The 19,065-nt window shown below is 60.0% G+C and carries 15 protein-coding genes and 3 pseudogenes; 10 read left to right on the top strand and 8 right to left on the bottom strand.

The features are described from left to right. Positions 1-85: 85 nt before the first annotated feature. The 5 genes and pseudogenes from NL528_RS46125 to NL528_RS46105 all read left to right on the top strand — a co-directional run bounded on the left by NL528_RS46125 (position 86) and on the right by NL528_RS46105 (position 3,732). Positions 86-688 (top strand): MarR family transcriptional regulator, encoded by a 603-nt coding sequence (locus tag NL528_RS46125; protein WP_309185463.1) that lies wholly within the window; start codon positions 86-88, stop codon positions 686-688. Positions 689-726: 38 nt separating this feature from the next. Then, the gene (gene fdxA / locus NL528_RS46120) at positions 727-1,062 is read left to right on the top strand and encodes a ferredoxin FdxA (protein ID WP_074281579.1); all 336 of its coding nucleotides are present in this window, start codon (positions 727-729) and stop codon (positions 1,060-1,062) included. Between the two features lie 90 nt (positions 1,063-1,152). Continuing rightward, positions 1,153-1,474, top strand: a pseudogene (locus NL528_RS46115) (thiaminase II); the annotation flags it as partial. A 266-nt stretch (positions 1,475-1,740) separates the two neighbouring features. Further along, a complete protein-coding gene (locus tag NL528_RS46110; RefSeq protein ID WP_309185462.1) occupies positions 1,741-1,992 on the top strand; it encodes a hypothetical protein in 252 nt (83 codons plus the stop codon). 302 nt (positions 1,993-2,294) lie between these two features. Beyond that, a pseudogene (locus tag NL528_RS46105) lies at positions 2,295-3,732 on the top strand (IS1182 family transposase). Positions 3,733-3,852: 120 nt separating this feature from the next. Here NL528_RS46105 and NL528_RS46100 read toward each other — a convergent pair. The 4 genes from NL528_RS46100 to NL528_RS46085 all read right to left on the bottom strand — a co-directional run bounded on the left by NL528_RS46100 (position 3,853) and on the right by NL528_RS46085 (position 7,993). Then, positions 3,853-4,827 carry a hypothetical protein gene (locus tag NL528_RS46100; protein ID WP_309185459.1) on the bottom strand — a complete coding sequence of 325 codons (975 nt, stop codon included), beginning with the start codon at positions 4,825-4,827 and terminating at the stop codon, positions 3,853-3,855. 298 nt (positions 4,828-5,125) lie between these two features. Then, positions 5,126-6,409, bottom strand: a complete 1,284-nt coding sequence (locus NL528_RS46095) for an IS256 family transposase (RefSeq protein ID WP_309176722.1) — start codon at positions 6,407-6,409, stop codon at positions 5,126-5,128. Continuing rightward, positions 6,388-7,383, bottom strand: coding sequence for a hypothetical protein (locus tag NL528_RS46090; RefSeq protein ID WP_309185457.1), 996 nt, complete (start codon positions 7,381-7,383; stop codon positions 6,388-6,390). Before NL528_RS46090 ends, NL528_RS46095 begins: the two co-directional genes overlap by 22 nt. A gap of 466 nt (positions 7,384-7,849) precedes the next feature. Continuing rightward, positions 7,850-7,993 carry a hypothetical protein gene (locus NL528_RS46085; RefSeq protein WP_309185454.1) on the bottom strand — a complete coding sequence of 48 codons (144 nt, stop codon included), beginning with the start codon at positions 7,991-7,993 and terminating at the stop codon, positions 7,850-7,852. A gap of 147 nt (positions 7,994-8,140) precedes the next feature. Here NL528_RS46085 and NL528_RS46080 point away from each other — a divergent pair, with 147 nt between their 5' ends. Next, the gene (locus NL528_RS46080; protein ID WP_309185870.1) at positions 8,141-10,003 is read left to right on the top strand and encodes a caspase family protein; all 1,863 of its coding nucleotides are present in this window, start codon (positions 8,141-8,143) and stop codon (positions 10,001-10,003) included. A 1,104-nt stretch (positions 10,004-11,107) separates the two neighbouring features. Here NL528_RS46080 and NL528_RS46075 read toward each other — a convergent pair. Next, positions 11,108-11,482, bottom strand: a complete 375-nt coding sequence (locus NL528_RS46075) for a hypothetical protein (protein ID WP_309185452.1) — start codon at positions 11,480-11,482, stop codon at positions 11,108-11,110. Positions 11,483-11,945: 463 nt separating this feature from the next. On the opposite strand from NL528_RS46075, the gene NL528_RS46070 reads away from it, so the two are divergent. Both NL528_RS46070 and NL528_RS46065 read left to right on the top strand, forming a co-directional pair. Then, a complete protein-coding gene (locus NL528_RS46070) occupies positions 11,946-12,833 on the top strand; it encodes an ABC transporter substrate-binding protein (protein ID WP_309185451.1) in 888 nt (295 codons plus the stop codon). Positions 12,834-13,329: 496 nt separating this feature from the next. Then, entirely contained in the window at positions 13,330-14,499 is a 1,170-nt protein-coding gene (locus tag NL528_RS46065; protein WP_309185449.1) for a saccharopine dehydrogenase NADP-binding domain-containing protein, read from the top strand. Between the two features lie 179 nt (positions 14,500-14,678). Here the strand turns inward: NL528_RS46065 and NL528_RS46060 are convergent, their stop codons facing one another. Together NL528_RS46060 and NL528_RS46055 are read right to left on the bottom strand one after the other, a co-directional pair. After that, complete coding sequence (locus tag NL528_RS46060) at positions 14,679-15,056, bottom strand: LuxR C-terminal-related transcriptional regulator (RefSeq protein ID WP_309185447.1); 378 nt, start codon at positions 15,054-15,056, stop codon at positions 14,679-14,681. Then, positions 15,053-15,940, bottom strand: coding sequence for a S1C family serine protease (locus NL528_RS46055; protein ID WP_309185446.1), 888 nt, complete (start codon positions 15,938-15,940; stop codon positions 15,053-15,055). Before NL528_RS46055 ends, NL528_RS46060 begins: the two co-directional genes overlap by 4 nt. A gap of 1,031 nt (positions 15,941-16,971) precedes the next feature. Here NL528_RS46055 and NL528_RS47460 point away from each other — a divergent pair. Both NL528_RS47460 and NL528_RS46045 read left to right on the top strand, forming a co-directional pair. Further along, positions 16,972-17,296: pseudogene (locus NL528_RS47460) on the top strand (recombinase family protein). Continuing rightward, entirely contained in the window at positions 17,293-17,412 is a 120-nt protein-coding gene (locus NL528_RS46045; RefSeq protein WP_309185868.1) for a hypothetical protein, read from the top strand. Before NL528_RS47460 ends, NL528_RS46045 begins: the two are co-directional and overlap by 4 nt. A 101-nt stretch (positions 17,413-17,513) precedes the next feature. Here the strand turns inward: NL528_RS46045 and NL528_RS46040 are convergent, their stop codons facing one another. Continuing rightward, positions 17,514-18,869: an MFS transporter gene (locus NL528_RS46040; RefSeq protein ID WP_309185443.1), complete on the bottom strand. Its 1,356-nt coding sequence runs from the start codon at positions 18,867-18,869 to the stop codon at positions 17,514-17,516. Positions 18,870-19,065 lie beyond the last annotated feature (196 nt).

Genomic DNA, 19,065 nt, shown 5'->3' with positions numbered 1-19,065 from the left:
AAATTAGTTTCGAAACAAAATTATCTGCATCCGATCCATTGTCAAGGTAATTTCGAACGCTATTATATTTTCGAAGAGGTGAAATATGTCAGCGCGCGAAACGGCAGAGCTCCTGCTGCAGGTGGGACGGCTCGTACAGGCTGAGGGCTATGACGGCGAACTCAGTCCGGCCCAATGGATGGCGCTCCGTTTCTTCGCGCGCGCGAACCCATTCTCACGGACCCCGTCGGCCTTCGCAGAATTTCAAGCGACAACCCGCGGCACAGCAACACAAGCCATTAAGGCGCTTGAAGCGGGTGGGTACTTGGTCCGACAGCCATTCAAGACGGACGGGCGAAGCGTAAGTCTGCGACTGACGAGCAAGGGCAAAAAAGCGCTCGCACGCGATCCGTTCGAAGTTCTGGTGCGCGCTGTGGATTCACTCGACGCGGCAGAGCGAACTGCGATGCGTCGCGCCCTGCACCAAGTGCTGTCCACTCTAGCTACGAGTGGTGCACATCGGCGGATCGGTGTTTGCCAGGACTGCACGCACTTCGGCAGAGAGATGTGCGGCAATCAGCCGAGCACGGGCCCGTCGGCCGCTGAATGCCTGTTCCTCGGTGTTCCGATTCAGCCAGAGGACGTAGGTCTTCTGTGCGTCCATTTTCAACCAATGAACGAGCACCGCGAGGACGGACGGACACCGTGAATGAGTTCACCACTGCGATCTGCTGAAAGGACGCTTAATTGACCTTCGTCGTCAACGAGAGCTGTATTCGCTGCAAAATCATGGACTGCGTCGACGTGTGCCCCGTGGACTGCTTCTATGAGGGCGAGAACATGCTCGTCATCCACCCGGACGAATGCATCGATTGCGGGGTCTGCGTGCCGGAATGCCCGGTCGACGCGATCAAGCCTGACACCGAGCCGGGGCTTGAGAAATGGCTGTCGCTGAATGCGGAATACGCGAAAATCTGGCCAAATATTACGGTAAAAAAAGCGACCCCGCCCGACTCTAAGGAGTGGGAGGGGAAGCCGGACAAACTCCAATACTTCTCACCAAATCCCGGCGCGGGTGATTGAGGCGGACAAGGTCAACGTCCACCCGGTTTGCGACGTGCTATATGTAGCGAGCCAAAGCCACTCATTGAGAAGCAAACCCGGCGAAAGATCATGAGCTTCTTCGAGCGTCTAAAGACAGGCATCCGCCGAGTGGCGGGCCTACACCGAGCATCCCTTCACGAACGGGTTGGCAGACGGTTTGCTCGCCGAAGCGGCGTTTCGTCACTACCTCGTTCAGGACTACCTGATCCTCACCGAGTTTGTTCGCGCCTACGCGCTCTCCGTCTACAAGTCGCCCAAGCTCGCTGACATGAGCGAAGCGGCGGCCGGCCTCGACATCGAGATGAACCTGCACGTGAAGCTCTGCGCCGGCTGGGGCCTGTCGCCCAGCGATCTTGAACAAACCCCTCCGGCGGTCGCGATGCTGGCCTATAAAGCCCGAAACCCGTATGACTTCTCCGACTAGTCCGGCGCATGCGGCCGCCGGCTCAACTCACGCAGCTTGCGTAGGATCTTCCTTTAAGTCGCTACGATTGGATCGGCCGTTTCAAAAAAACCGCAACCGCGCGCATCATCCGTCAACGACACTGTCGCTTCTTCGAGGAAACGCAATTCCGACTCGATAGGGTCACGCCGATTTAATAAGACCCTTGCGTGCGCAGGCGTAGGGTGCGGGCAACCAAGTCCAGGGAGATGCCAATGAACGACCCCATAGGCTGTCGTGATATGGAACTATTGTGTCGCCATCGCGCGACGTTCAATATCCAACACAGTTGGAAGTGGCTCGGCGAAGCGGAACGTTGGAAGGACCTTGCGGACTGCGAAACTGCGTTCCGCTTTCACGGGGAGCATGCCGGTCCGATGACCATGGGTCCTAATTCGATGGAGGGTGACCGCCGCACCCTGCGGCGAGCCTCTCAACTCGAAGGCAAGAATTCGCCTCTGGAATGACGGCCCTCTGTCATCCCCTTTGCGCCCATGTGCGCTTGAGCTGAGCCGAAGAAAACCTGCACACGTACGTCGCAAAAAAGGAGGTTGTGCACCGGAAGTACAGTATGCCTGGAGTAAAGCAGGGAGAAACGCTTATGCCCGTTGGAATGTTTCGTAGTGAGGAAGGGTGGTGCAGGTCGATTACGAAACCGGCAACCGGACTTCACATGCCTATCCCTGAAACGACGCGATTGACCGACCCAGCCTGTGTGAAAACGCCTCGCAAATGATATGCTTCTCCTGTGATTTGCCGGGAGGATTCGATGACGCGCTTTGTCGTTGGCGATGACCGCAGTCAGAGCACGTTATTTCCCGAGCGGCTGGATGACTATTTGGGCGAGGACAATCCGGTCCGGGCGATCGATGTGTTGGTCGATGAGCTTGACCTGGCCAAGCTCGGCTTTGACGGCGTTGAGCCGGAGGCGACAGGAAGGCCGGCCTATCATCCTGCGACGCTGTTGAAGATCTACGTCTACGGCTACCTCAACCGGGTGCAGTCGAGCCGTCGGCTGGAACGGGAGTGCCAGCGCAACATCGAGTTGGTTTGGCTGACGGGCAGGCTGACGCCGGACTTCAAGACGATAGCCGACTTCCGTAAAGACAATGGCGAGGCCATCCGCAAGGTCTGCCGTGAGTTCGTGGGTGCTGTGCCGCCGCCTTGAGCTGTTCAGCGAAGCAAGCGTTGCGATCGACGGCAGCAAGTTCAAGGCCGTCAACACGAGGGATCGGAACTTCACCCAGGCCAAGATGCAGCGGCGGCTGGTGCAGATCGACGAGAGCATAGCCCGCTACCTCTCACAGCTCGACAGCGCCGATCGCCAGGGGGAAGCCGTACCAGAGGCCAAGATCACCCGGCTCAACGAGAAGATTACAGCGCTGCGCCAGGAGATACAGCGCCTGAACGGTCTGAACACTCAGATGATGCAGACCGAGGACAAGCAGATATCGCTGACCGATCCCGATGCTCGCTCGATGGCGACCAGCGGCCGAGGCAGCGGGATGGTTGGTTACAATGTGCAGAGCGCCGTCGATACCAAACATCATCTCATTGTTACCCATGAGGTGACCAATGTTGGTTCTGACCGGAGCCAGCTATCCCGCATGTCTGAGCAGGCACGCGCAGCGATTGGTTCCGAGACCATCGAGGCTGTAGCCGATCGCGGCTACTATAGCGGCGAGGAAATTGTCGCCTGCGAGCAAGCCGGCATCACAGTTTATCTTCCGAAGCCGATGACCTCGGGCCTTCTCGCCAAAGGCCGCTTCGGCAAGCAGGACTTCGTCTATGTCGCCGCGGACGACGTTTATCTTTGTCCCGCCGGTGAGCAGCTAACCTATCACTACACCAATGAGGAAGAGGGTAAGACACTGCGTCGCTATTGGACCACCGCCTGTCAGGCCTGCGCGCTGAAGAGCAAGTGTACAACAGGCAAGGAGCGGCGGATCTCCCGTTGGGAGCACGAAGCCGTCCTTGAGGCTGTGCAAGCGCGGCTCGATCGGAACCCGGCTAAGATGCGAGAGCGCCGCCAAACTGTGGAGCATCCCTTCGGTACGATAAAGTCCTGGATGGGAGCCACGCACTTCCAGATGAAAACGCTCAAGAACGTCGGTACCGAAATGGCGCTGCACGTCCTGGCCTACAACATGAAAAGGGTAATCAGCATTCTGGGCGTTGGTGGTTTGATGGAGGCGATCCGCGCCTGAGCTAGGCCCGGTGTCACCATGTCGAGTTCACCTGCCTAAAGCATCACGTTTTTACACGGCCTGGACCCATCTGCGACATCGGCCGTGTAGTCTGCTGTGATGTAAAAATGCACGTCTGATTCAATGACGGGGTACGGAAGTGATCTCTAAGCATCGGGGATGCCTATGAGGCGGCCGCAGTTCGTCACCGTGGCGGCTTCCCTGGCCCTCGCCTCCGTTCTTAGACGCGCCCCGCGATTGGCCTTTGGATGATGATATTTGAGGCGACGCGCTGACGCTGGCCGGAGGGTACAATATTCGGAACCATGCTCCCGAGCCGTTGATTCCGACGCTGTTGTACCCGGCAATCAATGCATAGTTTCCAGGTGCAGACCCGAAGCTGGCGACATTGATCGTCACCCCGATCGTGTCCCCCGGCGCGAGTTCATTGTCTGTTGGCGGTGCGGGTGGTGGTGCGAACGACTGGCTGCCATCCGGCGCATCGATCTCGATACCCAAGGACGAATAGTGTGCAGGAAATTCGCCGTAGTTCTGCACTGAGTAGGTGTCGACGAGCAGGTCTCCCATCGCCTGTTGTTGCTGGGCCACCATGACGATCTGATTGACCCGAGCCCCCGGTGCGCCGGGGCGGGGGCGCGAAGCCTTTTTGGCGGCGGTGGGTCCCGCACTGACCGATACGGGCGCCGTCACTATCGGCCCGCTCAGCTGAAGAGACTGGGGGGAAGCGATGCTAATATCCGGGCCATATGACGGCCACTGCGGACGATATCCGTCTTCCACCAGAAGGCCGGCCCACTTATCATTATTATTATTCGGTAAGGGGAGCATTTCTCCAGTGGACGGATCTACAGCGAATGCCCTGATTTCTCCTGGATTGCTGATATCAGGAATACGAAGTACGCACTCTGTGTCATGGATGCGATTGTCGTAGATGTTGATCGTCATGGTCGTCCCGTTCATGGAGTACCCATAGGCCACGACTTGGTGGCTCTCGCTGATATTCAAGATGTCCTCATCGAAGATGAGCCCGATCGGAACGGGAATGCCCTTATCAAGGAAGTTCCGCGTGAGGTTCGGGAGTTCTTGGCGCGTCATGCCCGCTGCTCCGCCGCCTGGGCACTCAAACGCCTCATGGAGCTCCCCGTAGATACCTCCCCACACGGCGCCGACCACAGCGCCAAGCAAGCCTCCCCCAACCACGAGCCCGAGCGCAGCCCCCACAGCGGCATCCAATGCCGGATAGACGCAGGACCATTTACCAAAATTATCCGCGAAACTATCGATCAGCCGGTTAAAGATCATCGAGTGGAGTCGACCATCGGGTGGCACCGTCGCATCGGGACTGCCAAAGTCTCCCTGAGCTATCGCCAATTTTTGGTGACGGCCTGATCAGTCAGGCGGCGGCGGTTGCGGGCTGAGGGGCGGCCAGCTTGGCGGTGACCTCGATCCCGTCGGTGAATTTCACACCGAGAATGATCTTTGGCAAGTGTGCATGTCCGTCGAGCCGTCGCCAGGATCGTTGCGCCCCTTCGACCAGCTTGAATACCATGGCGAGAGCGGTCTTGTTTGAGAGGCAGCCTTTCGATCGGATCGTGCGGTGGCGGACGGTCGCGAAAGTGCTTTCAATCGGGTTGGTGGTGCGCAGGTGCTTCCAATGCTCGGCCGGGAAGTCGTAGAAGGCGAGCAGCAGGTCGCGATCCTTCGTCAGACAATCGACGGCCTTCTGGTATTTCGGCGTGTAGCTTTCGATGAAGGCGTCGAAGGCGACTTCGGCATTGGCCTTGGTCTCGGCCATCCAGATTTCCTGCAGCGCCCGCTTGGCCTTTGGTTGCACACTCTTGGGTAATTTGCCCAGCACGTTCGCCGTCTTGTGCACCCAACAGCGCTGCTCGCGTGCTTTCGGCCAGACCTCGCCGGCCGCTTTCCAGAAGCCGAGCGCGCCGTCGGCGATCATCAGCTCGGGCCGGGCATCGAGCCCGCATCGCTTCAGATCCAGCAGCAGATCGCGCCAATCCTGCGCACTTTCCCGAGCGCCATCGGTGAACCCGACGAGCTCTTTCTTGCCCTCGGGCGTCGCGCCGATCAGCACCAGGATGCACTGCTTTTCATCTTCCAGCCGCGCCTCGAGGTGGATGCCGTCCGCCCAGACGTACACGTAGCGCTTGCCCGACAAATCACGCTTGCGCCACTGGGCATGATCATCCTGCCAGCCGTCCTTCAGGCGGCCGATGGCGCTGGCCGAGAGGCCGGGCGCATCCTTGCCGAGCAAGGCCGCCAGAGCGTCCGAGAAATCGCCGGTCGAGATGCCCTTCAGGTAGAGGATCGGTAGCAGCGTCTCGATCGACTTCGAGCGGCGCATATAGGGCGGCAAGATCGATGGCGAGAAGCGGATGCGGCGGGGATCGCCGGCTGCGGCCTCGCGATCGCGCACGCGGGGCTGGCGCACCGGGACCGCGCCGATGCCCGTCATCACCTCGCGCTCGGGCAGATGACCGTGGCGCACCACGCGTTGGTGGCCATCCTCGGTCTTCAAATCGGCATGCTTGGAAAGAAACCCGGCGACCTCGGCCTCCACCGCCTGGGCGAGAAGGGCACGCGCCCCATCGCGCAAAATGTCGGTGAGTTGGTCGCTGAAAGTTCCTGGCTGAATCAGTTTTACGACGGTATCCTTAGACACGGCATATCGCTCCTTTGGTGGAGAAGTGGAGGCGTTGAACACCCCCACGATATGCCGCCTTCCCGATTCACGCCGTCACCAACTTTGGGCCATAGCTCGTCTCCCTGCCGGTGTGTCGGTATGGGCAGATCGGAGAAATAGTAATCCAGGGCCGAGTAGGCCATTCCGCCGCAGAGTCCCTGCGTTTCGAGGAGACCACCAAACAGCTTGTTGACAAACTCATTGTTGAAATGCCAGCCGTTCTGTCTCGCTGTGAACTCCGCCTGTTTTCCTCCTAATAACTGGAAGTATCGCCACAGCTTGTCGTCTGTGCCTTGGAAGTACACCCACTCTTCCACAGTGGCATCGGCGAGTCCGATTCGTTTCACTTTCGGGGTCGATGCGGTGGTGTTGCCGTCGAGTTGAGATCCTTGGGTCCCATCGTTGAAAACTTTCAACAACCTGTCATCGGTGCCCTGAAAGTACACCCAACCGTCGACGGTCACGAAGGGGGGCGATTTGGTCTTGTTGCCGCCGATGTTCAACAAGGCAGTGCCGGCGCTATCGCTTTTGACTTTCCACAGCCTGTCGTCCGTACCTTGGAAGTAGACCCAGACGTCGCTGGTGCTGCTGTCGAAGGTAACGAACGGCATCGATTTGGTTTTGTTGGTGCCGATCTGCGTCAGACTGGTGCCGGCGCTGTCGCCTCTGACCTTCCACAACTTGTCGTCGGTGCCCTGGAAATAAACCCACTCTCCGGTGACCGGGTCAGCGAAGACGAACGGGGTCGATTTGGTCTTGTTGGTGCCGATCTGCGTCAGGCCGGTGCCGGCGCCGTCGCCTCTGACCTTCCACAGCTTGTCATCGGTACCCTGAAAATAGACCCAGACGTCGCCGGTGCTGCTGTCGAAGGTAACGAACGGCGTCGACTTGGTCTTGTTGGTGCCGATCTGCGTCAGGCTGGTGCCGGCGCTGTCGCCTCTGACCTTCCACAATTTATCGTTAGTGCCCTGGAAATAGACCCACTCTCCGGTGACCGGGTCGGCGAAGACAAACGGCGTCGACTTGGTCTTGTTGGTGCCGATCTGCGTCTGGCCGTGCCATCGCCATTGACTTTCCAGAGCTTGTCGTCCGTCCCTCGAAAGTAGACCACGTCGCCCGCGGTGACCAACGGGCTGGACGCCGTCGTGTTGTTCCCGATTTGATTTTGCGCCATGCTATTCCCCCTTCTGGACAGATAGGGCGGTGTCAACTTGGACGCGAAAGAAGGATATCAACGGCGAGAGCGACACTCAACTGACAAGCTCGCTCGACTCCGATCTCAAAGATAGTCCGCCATCCTGTCCCATTTTTAGCGCTTGGCGGCAATCAAGACGGCTCATTGTACGGTGTTGCGAATCTCCGGCGAAACCGAGTAGCGCCGCGGCTGATTGATCGCAATTGGAGCGCCTGCAACAATGATCAGGATGGCTGCGGAGTGACGATCATCGTGACGAAACGCTCGCGCCGCAGTTCGCTCTGTTCGGGAAACCACATCCCCGAGGGGCTCGCAGCGTTGGCGCGCGCAGCGAAACCCTGGCTAAGGCCGAAGTGCACACCGAACATGATGCGGGATGTCTCCTCCTGGCCCCGACCCGGACATTTTTCGGTTCGCCACAGGTTATTGTGACCTTGGTCATAGACAGGAAGCCGCTCATTGCGAACATGAGACTCGGTGATAGGGTTGTATCTATTGCCTTGGATAGGATTTCGATGCGGGCGCTTGGAGCTATTGTTTTATCGATCTTCTCGATCTGGCTCTTGAGCGAGCCCGCATTTGCCGAGAAGCGAGTGGCGCTCGTTATTGGCAATTCCGGATATCAAAACGTAGCTCGTCTTACGAACCCCGCGAACGATGCTGCGGCTATCGCCGCGATGCTCAAGAGGGCCGGTTTCGATAGCGTGGAAACCCGTTACGACCTCAAAGCGGCCGACATGCGTCGCGCCTTGCGTGACTTCGGCAGCAAGACCCGGGATGCCGATGTTGCCGTGATCTACTACGCCGGACATGGCATCGAACTCGACGGCAATAACTATCTCATTCCGGTCGATGCTACGCTTGAAACCGACACCGATGTGCTCGACGAGACGTTCGCGCTCGACCGTGTTTTGGTGGCAGCGGAACCCGCCAGGCAACTTCGGCTGGTCATACTCGATGCATGCCGGGACAATCCGTTTGCCAAGAGCATGAAGCGGACATTGGGATCGCGCGCTATCGGTCGCGGGCTTGCTAAGGTTGAGCCATCCAGCCCGAACACCATGATTGCATTCGCGGCTAAAGCAGGCTCAACGGCGTCGGACGGCGACAGCAAGAATAGTCCGTTCGCGACCGCACTGGTGAACCATCTGGCCAAACCCGGCCTCGATCTGCGCAAGGCATTCGGTTTTGTGCGCGACGACGTGTTGAAGGCGACCAACAACGCGCAGGAGCCATTCGTTTACGGATCGCTGGGCGGCAACGATGTGACGTTGGTGCCTGCCGCACCTGCGCCGACAATGGCTGCACCTACCGACCAAGACGCAACCATGCAACGCAACTACGAATTTGCTCTGCAGGTCGGTACCAAACCCGTTTGGGATGCCTTCATAGAAAAATATCCGTCTGGCTTCTTTACCGCGCTCGCCAAGGCACAACGTGACAAGCTGGCGGCGGAAGCGGCGCGTATAGAGGCCACCAGCAAGGCCAAGGCTGCGCAGGAAGAACAGACCCGGCTGGCGATTGAAGGCGCCAAAGCCGCCGCGCAGGCCAAGGCTGCCGAGGAAGCGAAAGCGACGGAGAAGGCCCGCGTCGCGGCCGAACTCGCCAAGAAGGCCCAAGAAGCGAAGGTGGCCGAGGCCGAACGCGCCAAGGCGGCTGCCCTCACCAAAGCCGCCGAGGAAGACAAGACCGCCGAAGCTGCGAAGGCCGCCAAGACTCAAGCTGAGGCCGAACGCGCCAAAGCCGCCGAGGCTGCAAAGCTGGCTGCAGATGAAAAAGCGGCTGCCGACAGGAAAGCCAAGGAAGAGAAACTTACTGCACTTTCACCGACCGATTCCAAATCCGAGCAGCCGATAGCGGTCGATCTCCCTCGCTCACTCCAATCCGAATTGCGCCGGGTCGGCTGCAACACCGGTTCCGTTGATGGCGACTGGAATGCCGCATCGCAGCGGTCGCTTGACCTGTTCAACAAGCACGCGGGGCTGAAGCTGGATGTCAAAGCGGCCAATGTTGACGCGCTCGATGCGGTGAAGGGAAAGACTGAACGTGTATGTCCGCTGATATGCGAAACCGGTTTCCGAGCCGACGGTGGCCAATGCGTGCGCATCAAGTGCCGCGTGGGCTATCAATTTGGTGAAGATGGAGTGTGCAAGAAGGTTGAAGCCAAAAGGCCATCAGCGATGCGGGAGGAGAAGGGCAACCAAAAGGACCGCGTGAAGTTGGATGCAACGCCATCTAAGCCACAAGCATCGGGCCAGATCGTATGCGATGCTCAAGGCTGCCGACCGGTGCCCAAGGGTTGCTCGCTGGCCGCAGGGAATGGACCGGGACCGGGAGGAAATGCAAATCCCACCGCACGGTCAATGGTCTGCAACTGAGGCGGCGTGCGGGTCCGCTGCGCTTATGCGTGTGATCAAACCACGTCACACAATCGATTCCTCCGGCGCGGTTTTTGCGCCGTCCCAAAGTGCTGGCGTGTGAACGCGATGCGCTGGGATAAGGCCCTGTCCGCAATAGGTCGGCTCGCCGTGACAATCGGTCTGTTCGGCACCGAATCGGAAATGGGAGCTATTCCAGAAGGTCGCCTTTTGGCACATTTGAGACCTCCCGCGATGTCCGCTGTTCGGTCGCTATCGGTCGCTATCGGGGGGTAAGCGGACATGACGCGGACATGGCAAAACCGACGCGAATGGTAGAGTCGAGATGTGGCGCGGTGGCTTTAGGTAGAACATATCTGTTGCCGCCTCTTTCGTCTGGCGGTGCCTTAGTGGTTCAGCCGTGACTCCGTTTCCACATCCCGCTCATCGAACCGGACAGGCAGATCTCCCGCATCCGGCTCTCGGACAAGACTTCACGCCTTCGCTTTCGCGTGCAACGCCGTCTGCAGTTTCTGAACACTCCTCGGAGTTGATAGGTTGCCCAATCTCCAGGTCCTTCGCCACGTATTGCGTCTGTCTTGAACTGAGGTCCCTTCCCTCCACCGGAGTTACCCGGCTTTAGCGGTACTACGAACCTCTCCGCCACCCCAAGGCGCCCGGCCTGTCCCTCACGGGCTTCCGGTTGGTCCTCGCTGACCACGCTTTGGGGCTTCCCGTGTTTCGTACGCTTTCCTTGTGTACATGCTGTCGCCACTACCCCGGCGCAGCGTCTGGGCGTACTGCTTCGCTCACTTCACCCAGTCGTATCAGCCTTCCCCGAAAGGGTCGTCGGGTCGGCCTGCGCATTGTCCTTTTCGAGGCTTGCTCGGCGTTCACTCGCGTTACGGCCTGCACACTCGCGCTGTCACCAATTCGTGACACGCTAATTGAAGGCTTCAGCCACTTCGTTACCTCCATGACTGCCCCGATTGCTTCCGGCTGGAGCGGTTGCCGGGTGGGGCTTGCACCCACTGGAAAGCGCCGCCTTTTCACGGCGCACACCCAGAACGGACATTCGTCGATCCGGCAGCATTCTGAACAGTTCGGCCGGGGAGATCCGACTTCTCAATTTCGCTGGGTGCTGCCTGGCAGACGACCACAATTTTCCTTGTAGGTCTTCCAAGATTTGAACAAGTTGACAGCGCCCACACCAAAACCAACCAATGCGAGAACACCACCTTCGGGATGACTGAATAAGAAACACGAGAGCGAAAGGCAAAGTATCGCCACAACTGCGCCTGCGCCAGCACTCAAGTAATCTGCTTGCAGCATTAATGGCGTCGAAGGGTGTAGCGCATAGACGCCAAAAGCATAGCGCGACATCAGCGGGTCCTGAAATTGTGGAGGAAGACGATCCTGCAAAGCGCGCGCGGTGACCTCGCATTTCACTGCGCACCAGACGAAGGCAATGACACCGGCAATTGCAAAGAGAGGGCCCATTAAGTGCCTTGTTCAAAATGAGTGATGGCGTCACTTGCTAGATTAACAGGCGGAGGCTCATCTTCCTCGTGATATAGTCGCTTTAGGCACAAACTACACGTCGAGCGAGTGGCACTATTAATAAATCCTTGCCACGAATGACGACTGCTTCTGGCACTCAGCGGACATGCCGACCCCGCCCCCGAATGTCCGTAGTCGGGGTAGAGCGGAAGTGCCAGATGCTCGGGCCGAAGTCAGTTTTTGACCCATCAGCGACATTAGCCGCACCCGGCAAACCTGCGGCCGAAGCCGATATCTGCCCCTATCAAAGTGCTCGTTTCAGCCGATACAATGCTGTCTCCTGAGCTTGGGATCGGACATGAAACGGCGCGAGTTAATTACGCTTCTCGGATGCGCAGCGGTAACATGGCCACTCGCCGTGGGCGCGCAACAGCCGGACCGGATTCGGCGCATCGGGGTGCTGATGGGCGTTGCCAAAGAGGAGCCGGAGGGACAGGCGCGCATCGCCGCGCTCCGGGAAGGCCTGCAGAAGCTCGGCTGGATCGACGGTCGCAACATCCGGATCGAGGATCGCTGGGCGGACGGCGGCATCGACAGCGTCCGGACTTTTGCGGCGGAGATGGTGAAGCTGGCGCCCGACCTCATCGTCGCCAACGGAACGCCGTTCGTCGAAGCACTGCATCAAGCGACGCGATCGATCCCGATTGTTTTCGTGTTGTCCAACGATCCCGTCGGTTTGGGGCACGTCGCGAGTATGGCGAGACCCGGCGGTAATATCACCGGCTTCATCTTCATGGAGCTGTCACTTATCGGGAAATGGCTGGAGCTTCTCAAGCAGATCGCGCCCGGCTTGAGCCAGACGGCGCTCCTCTTCAATCCAGATACCACTCCCTATTATGTCCCCTATTTGCGTTCGATTGAAACCGCCCCGTCGCCGATGCCGTTGAAACTGAAGGGGTTGCCGGTTCGTGACGCGGCCGAACTCGAAGGCTTGATCAAATCCATTGCGCAGGAAGCGGGCGGCAGCTTGATCTCTCCGGCGGGCCCCTTCAACATCATCCACGACCGAGCGATTGCGGGATTAACCGAGCGTCTCCGGCTGCCCGCGATTTCCATCTATCGGCAATTTGTCATGGAGGGCGGCCTGATGGCGTACGGACCCGAGTCGGCGGATGTATTTCGGCGCTCGGCCGAATACGTCGATCGCATCCTGAAGGGAGAAAGCCCGGCCGATCTCCCGGTGCAAGCGCCGACCAAGTTCAGTTTCATCATCAATCTCAAGACCGCCAAATTGCTCGGACTGACACCGCCGCCCACGCTGCTCGCGCTCGCTGACGAGGTCATCGAATGACGCTGGCCATGTCGCCTATTGGCACCTTTAAGACCTCCCGGCTGATACCGACAATGTCGGTTTATCGGGGCAGACCGGAAGCGGTTGGCACGCGATCAAAACGGCGCTTCTGACCCTAACCGGACGTTGCGCGCCCCAAGGCGGGAACTGTGGTATCCTCCGTCAAACGCGATGGGACGGTTCAATGAAGCAGCGGACCCTCAAATGGCACTTGCTGCTCGTGCTGAGCGTCCTCGTGTCCTCGCCGGGCTCCACGACAGCGCAAAATGGCCTGGCATCCCCCACCTCTTAGCCGCTGCTCGCCCGCGCCGACGAGGTGATCGAATGAGTGCGCTAGGCAAGCTGGCGCGATCCAGCCGGTGGAAGACCGGTCCGAGTAAGGGGTACCGCCCAACTGGTAGCGAATGTTGCGTGGCCCCTGGCGCCGCGAAGCGTACAGAGCGATTGCACACGGATCTGAAGATAGCTCTCCCGGGTCTCGAGGAGGACCAACGTCGTGAAGCGGGAATTCGACCTCATCGTCTATGGCGCGACGGGTTACACCGGCCGTCTCATCGCCGAATATCTGGCGACGTCCTATCGCGGCGACGATGCTCCGTCGTGGGCGATCGCGGGACGCTCGACCGACAAGCTCCAGAAGGTGCGTGCCGACATCGGCGCACCGGGCGATTTGCCTTTGGTTAAGGCGGATGCCGCCGAGCCGGCCAGCCTGCGTTCGATGTGCGAGCGTGCGGCCGTGATCATCACGGCGGTCGGGCCTTATCAGCTCCACGGCCCCGAGCTTGTGGCCGCCTGTGTGGCCACGGGCACGGCCTATGTTGATCTGTGCGGCGAGCCGGCTTGGATGCGGCGCATGATCGACGCCCATCACGAAGAGGCGAAACGGACCGGCGCGCGCATCGTCTTCTCCTGCGGCTTCGATTCCATCCCGTTCGATCTCGGCGTGGTCACGTTGCAGGAGAAGGCGCGCGAGAAATTCGGACGCCCGGCGCGGCGGGTCAAAGCCCGCCTGCGCAAGGTGAAAGGCGGCATGTCTGGCGGCACCGCGGCGAGCGCTCAGGCGACATTGGCCGCCGCCGCGCGCGACCCGGCCCTGATCCGGCTGCTGACCGATCCCTTCGCGTTGACACCGGGGTTCGCCGGGCCGTCCCAGCCGTCGGGCCTCATCCCCAAATACGACCCGAGCATGAACGTGTGGCTCGTGCCGTTCCCAATGGCGCCGATCAACACCAAGAACGTGCACCGCACGAATTTCCTGTTGGGTCATCCCTACGGCACGGACTTCGTTTACGACGAGATGATGGTCGCGCCGGGATTTGGGGAAATCGCTCGCGTGACGACCGAGACGTTCGCCACGATGGTTTCCTTGTTCGGGACCGGCGGTCTCAAACCCGGCGCAGGCCCGACTCGGGAACAGCGCGAGAAGGGCTTCTACGACATCCTCTTCCTGGGCGAACTGCCGGATGGCGGACGGGTCGAGGCGGTAGTCACGGGCGACCGCGATCCGGGCTACGGCTCGACCAGCAAGATGATCGCCGAGAGCGCTCTCTGCCTCGTGCGCGACGTTCAGGGCGAGGGCGGCACCTGGACGCCGGGCGCGCTGATGGGTCCGGCGTTGCGCAGGCGTCTGAAGGAGCGCGCCGGCCTCACCTTCAGCGCGCGTTGAGGTAACGCTCAGAACTGCAGCGGCGTGCTGGATTACCTGGATCGTAACCAACGAAAGCGCGGCTTGGCGAGCGCGCGCCTCAAATCCGGTTCAATGGCCGCTCATGCACACAGTCGAGGAGGACCATGACGGAAATCCTGATCGCCGCTCGCGCCGCCCTGATTCTGTGGGTTCAATCGTTACAGGTTGATGACGCCGCGTCGCGCCGCGTGCGCCACAGCGTCGGTGCGACCGGTTGCATCAAGCTTGTCAAGAAGTGAGCCAACGTGGAACTTGGCGGTATGGACCGAAATCCCGAGCTGTTTCGCAATTGTCTTGTTCGATGCGCCTTCGGCCAGCAGCGTGAGCACGTCGAGCTCTCTCGGCGTAAGATCGAAACCGTGTAGTTCGGCGCTGCTTTGCCGATTGCGCGACACGACGGTGATTGCCGCCGCTTCTCCCGGCGCCGCGAGGCGGAGACCGGCGACGCCGCCGAGCAGTGAGGCCATTCGGTCCGCGAGCGCGGGATCGTCGATCTCGAGGGCGACGACGATAGCCGGCGAGGGCTCCTCGCTCACGTTTCCGGCCTCTCGCCGATCGTCAGCTTGAACCGCACCGGCTCGCCTGCGCGACGGACCGTTACCTCCGCGACCGACCCCACGCTATCGGGGCCAAGTGCTTGCAACAGCGATCGTACGCCAGAGATCTTGTCGTCGTTCCAGCCCACAATCACGTCACCTTGACGGATGCCGGCGGCAGCCGATGGACCCGACTTGTCGACGTTCATCACCATCGCGCCGACGCCATCGTCGAGCTTGACGGCCTGAAGGCCGACCCCGAGATAGCCACGTGCTATCCTACCGTGGGTTTCGAGCCTGCCAGCGACACGTTCGATCGTCGCCGCCGGGATAACGATGACGCGTCGTGGCCCGAGCACCGCCATACCGATGGCGTCGCCCGACGCATCCAGCACGAGACCGCCTTGATGGCTGTGCCGCAATCGAACATCGAGCTCGATCCTGGCGTCGATTTCGCCGCCGCGAAGGCTGCGCCAGCGGCCGCCCACTAACGACACCGTCCCGAGCGCTGCCGCAGGTACGCCACGCTCCGCGGCAACGACGACCGAGAGCGAACCGAGCATTGGCACGCCGGGCGAAATCTTGATCGGCGCGATATCCTTGGCGCTATCCTTGGCGTCGATCCGCAGCAGGGCGACGTCGGTCGTGTGATCGCGTCCCGCGATCTTGCCCGGCCGAACGGTTCCATCCGAAAGCTCGATCGAGATCTCGCCCTCGTCCGCCAAGGCCTCGTCGGCGGTGACGACGAAATTAGGTTTCCAAACGAAGCCCGATGCGCGCGAGCGGTGTGAGTGTACGGAGACGATTGCGGGGGTCGCCCGGGCGACGACGCCGGCGACGGCGGAAGAGAGCAAAGAAAGGTTGGTTGCACTCGGGTCGGTCATAGCGAAACTCCAGTTGGTTGACCCTAATCTGGGAATTTCGAACGCGTTCGGGAACTACCCGAATGGGCAGGATGAGTTCTCGCCGCACCCGTCTGCGCGGCGGCAATCGCCGTTTTGCAATTCAGCAGGCAGAATTCCCTGTTCTGGGTGAAATATTCCCCGTTCCCCGAAATATCTTCCCTGCTAGTTTGCGTAGGGAATTGCTCGAAAAGTCGCTGCGGCACAGCGGCTTCTTGCTCTGAAAAATCCGCTTCAACTCCCAGAATCGCAAAATTCCCTGTAAAATTCCTTGTTAGCAGGGAATCTGCCCGGAGACAGGTGCGATCAGCACTGCGTCGCCAGCCAATCAGTCCAAGCGTCCCCACGAGTGGCCGTAACTGTCAGAGAAAGGCCCGCCAACGGCGGGCTTTCGCACGCTGGCGGACTGTCTCCAGACCCCCGATCTTGCGAAATCCGAGGCCGGTTTGCCGATAGTCTCCGGCCTGTGCGCCGAATATTCCCGTTTTTGGGAGACACCGCGCGGAGACGAGGTTCGATCACCACTGCGTTGCGGGGGCGGAGTTGGGATTCACGCCAGTCTCCGAGCGACGCGGCGGCAGATCAACGAACCTCCCGCCGCGCACTGTAGTGCCGGCCAAACGAAAAACTGGACCTTTACGCATCAGTAACCTGAGCAAAGGTCCAGCCTCATCATGCCTTGCCGCGATACGGGACGACTGCAAAGGACATTTCAGATCCCTAGGAGTTGTCGCTTGTGTCCACGCTGCGACCTGGAGGCGGCAATTTGTCGGTCGTGGATACGGCTACTTCTTTTTCTTGGAAGTCTTCTTTGCCACCTTCTTGGTGGCTGCCTTCGTGGTCTTCTTTGCCTTCTTCGCTTTCTTGGCCATGTCGTCCTCTTTAAAAAACTGGTTCAACGAATATGCGCACGCCGTGCATCGACATGCACACCATTGAGACAATATCACATATGCAAAGTTGATACCAACGAGTCGTGAAGCTGCTATTGAGCTGCTCGCCGAGAGTAGTCGGTGCTCAGGCTCGTGTTTCAGGAAAAAATCAGCGGCGCCGTCACTGACCGCATCCAGTTACGGCGCGCGATCGAAGCTCTTGCTGTGGGTGATGTGCTGATCGTGACGCGCCTCGCGGTCGACGCGCGATTTACTCAACACGCTGGTGGCCCTCAACGAGACTGGTGCAGGGTTCCGGTCGCTCCGCGATACACATGGGCGACTGATGGTCACGGTTCTCGGCGGCTTAGCCGAATTCGAACGTGAACTGATTCACAGCCGGACAAGCGAGGGACGTGAGCGAGCAAAGCGCGCGGCGTCCGCCGTGGCCGTCGGCCCAAGCTGACCCCGCATCAGCGTCGCGAGGCAATTTCGCGGCGAGAGGCTGGAGAGTCGGTCGTTGAAATTGCGCGATCCTACGCGGTTGCCCATTCCACCAACACGCTCACGCAGATCCAGTAAATATGCTCGCGCCACCCATACTGGCGTCCGTCCCAGCAGGAAGCTAGAATCAGAGCCCACCTGATTTGGGAATCTGCGATTCAGACAAGGCCGGGAAGGCTTTAGCTGGCGCCATGGTCGTGGACGTTGAGGTCCACGCCTTTGGGGTCCTTGATCGTGGAGACGGCAATCAGCGATATCACCGAGAGAACCGCGATGTAGAGGCCGACCAGCCAGGACTCGCCGTAGGTTCCGATGATCCATTGCGCGATCGCCGGCGCAAAGGCGCCGCCGAGAATGGCGCCGAGCGCATAACTGACGGAGACGCCCGAGTAGCGGATTTCGGCCGGGAACAGCTCGGCGTAGAGCGCGGCTTGCGGGCCATAGGAAAGGCCGAGCCCGATCGTCAGGCCCAGCGCTCCGACGAAAAACAGCGCCATGCACTTTGAATCGATCAGGAACCACATTGGGATCGCCCACACCGCCATGATCGCGTAGCCGATCTGGAAGCTGCGCACCCGCCCGATCCAGTCGCCCATCAGGCCGCCCAAGAGCATGAACGCAAACCAGCTGATCGCCGCCAATGTGCTGACCAGCAGCAATTGGTCCGATGGCATCTTCAGTGTGTTGAGGCCATAGCTGATGATGAAAGCGATCAGAATGTATCCGGCGGCGTTATTGGCCATGAAGGTCAGGGCGGTGCGGAAAATCCTGCCACTGTGGTGCCGGAACAGCTCGCGCAATGGCGCGGAGGATTCCTTGCGGCGCTGGTGCATCGCCCTGAAGACGGGCGACTCCTCGACCGAGCGGCGGATCACCGCGCCGATCACGATCAGCACGATCGAGAACAGGAATGGAAGCCGCCAGCCCCATTCCGCCATCGCCTGCTTGCCGAGCGCCGCCGTCATCGCCCACAATACGCCAGTCGCGAGAATCATGCCGAGCGGCGTGCCGATCTGCGGGAACGAGCCGAAGAAGCTGCGCCGGTTGACCGGCGCATATTCCACCGACATCAGCGCCGCGCCGCCCCATTCGCCACCGGCCGAAAAGCCCTGGAGTATGCGCAGGAACATCAGGAGTGCGGGCGCCCATGCGCCGATCTGCGCATAGGTCGGCAGCAGGCCGATCAGCGCCGTTGCGGTGCCCATCAGGATCAGCGTCATCACCAGCACGCCGCGGCGACCGAACCGGTCGCCCATGTGGCCGCTGATGATCGCCCCAAGCGGCCGGAACAGGAACGACAGCCCGATGGTGGCGAACGAGATGATCTGCGCCAGCAGCGGATTGTTATGGGTCATCGGCGAGAAGAACAGCGGCACGAAGGCCAATCCGGCCGCCTGGGCATAGACGAAGAAATCGTACCATTCGATGGTGGTGCCGACCAAAGTCGCGGTCAGGACCTTCTTTTCTTCCCAGGTAACTCTTGAAGTGACGTTTGAAGAAGTACCTGGCGCAGCGATCGAGCTTTCTACGGACATCTTGGCTTTCGGGTAATGAGGAGGAGAGGGATTTGAACGGAGCGTCGGCGCAAATGACAAACCGCCATCAGCGCCCGGTCGTCATGCGGCCATGACGATTTTTCGCGAGCCATCCGAATAAAGGATCAAACGGATATCGGTCGTCTTGTGGAGGACTTCTTCCTTCTGCGTCTCGTTCACTGCCTTAAGGGAACTT

This window comes from Bradyrhizobium sp. Ash2021 (genome assembly GCF_031202265.1).
In the GTDB taxonomy this organism is placed as follows: domain Bacteria; phylum Pseudomonadota; class Alphaproteobacteria; order Rhizobiales; family Xanthobacteraceae; genus Bradyrhizobium.
The sequence above is the reverse complement of the archived record's forward strand: the minus strand, read 5'-3'. Positions and strand labels throughout refer to the sequence as shown.

Excerpts from the sequence above, each read along its gene's own strand:
- NL528_RS46040 (WP_309185443.1), bottom strand. The coding sequence starts at position 18,869 with ATGTCCGTAGAAAGCTCGATCGCTGCGCCAGGTACTTCTTCAAACGTC.
- NL528_RS46110 (WP_309185462.1), top strand. The coding sequence starts at position 1,741 with ATGAACGACCCCATAGGCTGTCGTGATATGGAACTATTGTGTCGCCAT.
- NL528_RS46055 (WP_309185446.1), bottom strand. The coding sequence starts at position 15,940 with ATGACCGACCCGAGTGCAACCAACCTTTCTTTGCTCTCTTCCGCCGTC.
- NL528_RS46125 (WP_309185463.1), top strand. The coding sequence starts at position 86 with ATGTCAGCGCGCGAAACGGCAGAGCTCCTGCTGCAGGTGGGACGGCTC.
- NL528_RS46100 (WP_309185459.1), bottom strand. The coding sequence starts at position 4,827 with ATGACGCGCCAAGAACTCCCGAACCTCACGCGGAACTTCCTTGATAAG.
- NL528_RS46085 (WP_309185454.1), bottom strand. The coding sequence starts at position 7,993 with ATGTTCGGTGTGCACTTCGGCCTTAGCCAGGGTTTCGCTGCGCGCGCC.
- NL528_RS46080 (WP_309185870.1), top strand. The coding sequence starts at position 8,141 with ATGCGGGCGCTTGGAGCTATTGTTTTATCGATCTTCTCGATCTGGCTC.
- NL528_RS46075 (WP_309185452.1), bottom strand. The coding sequence starts at position 11,482 with ATGGGCCCTCTCTTTGCAATTGCCGGTGTCATTGCCTTCGTCTGGTGC.
- NL528_RS46070 (WP_309185451.1), top strand. The coding sequence starts at position 11,946 with ATGGGCGTTGCCAAAGAGGAGCCGGAGGGACAGGCGCGCATCGCCGCG.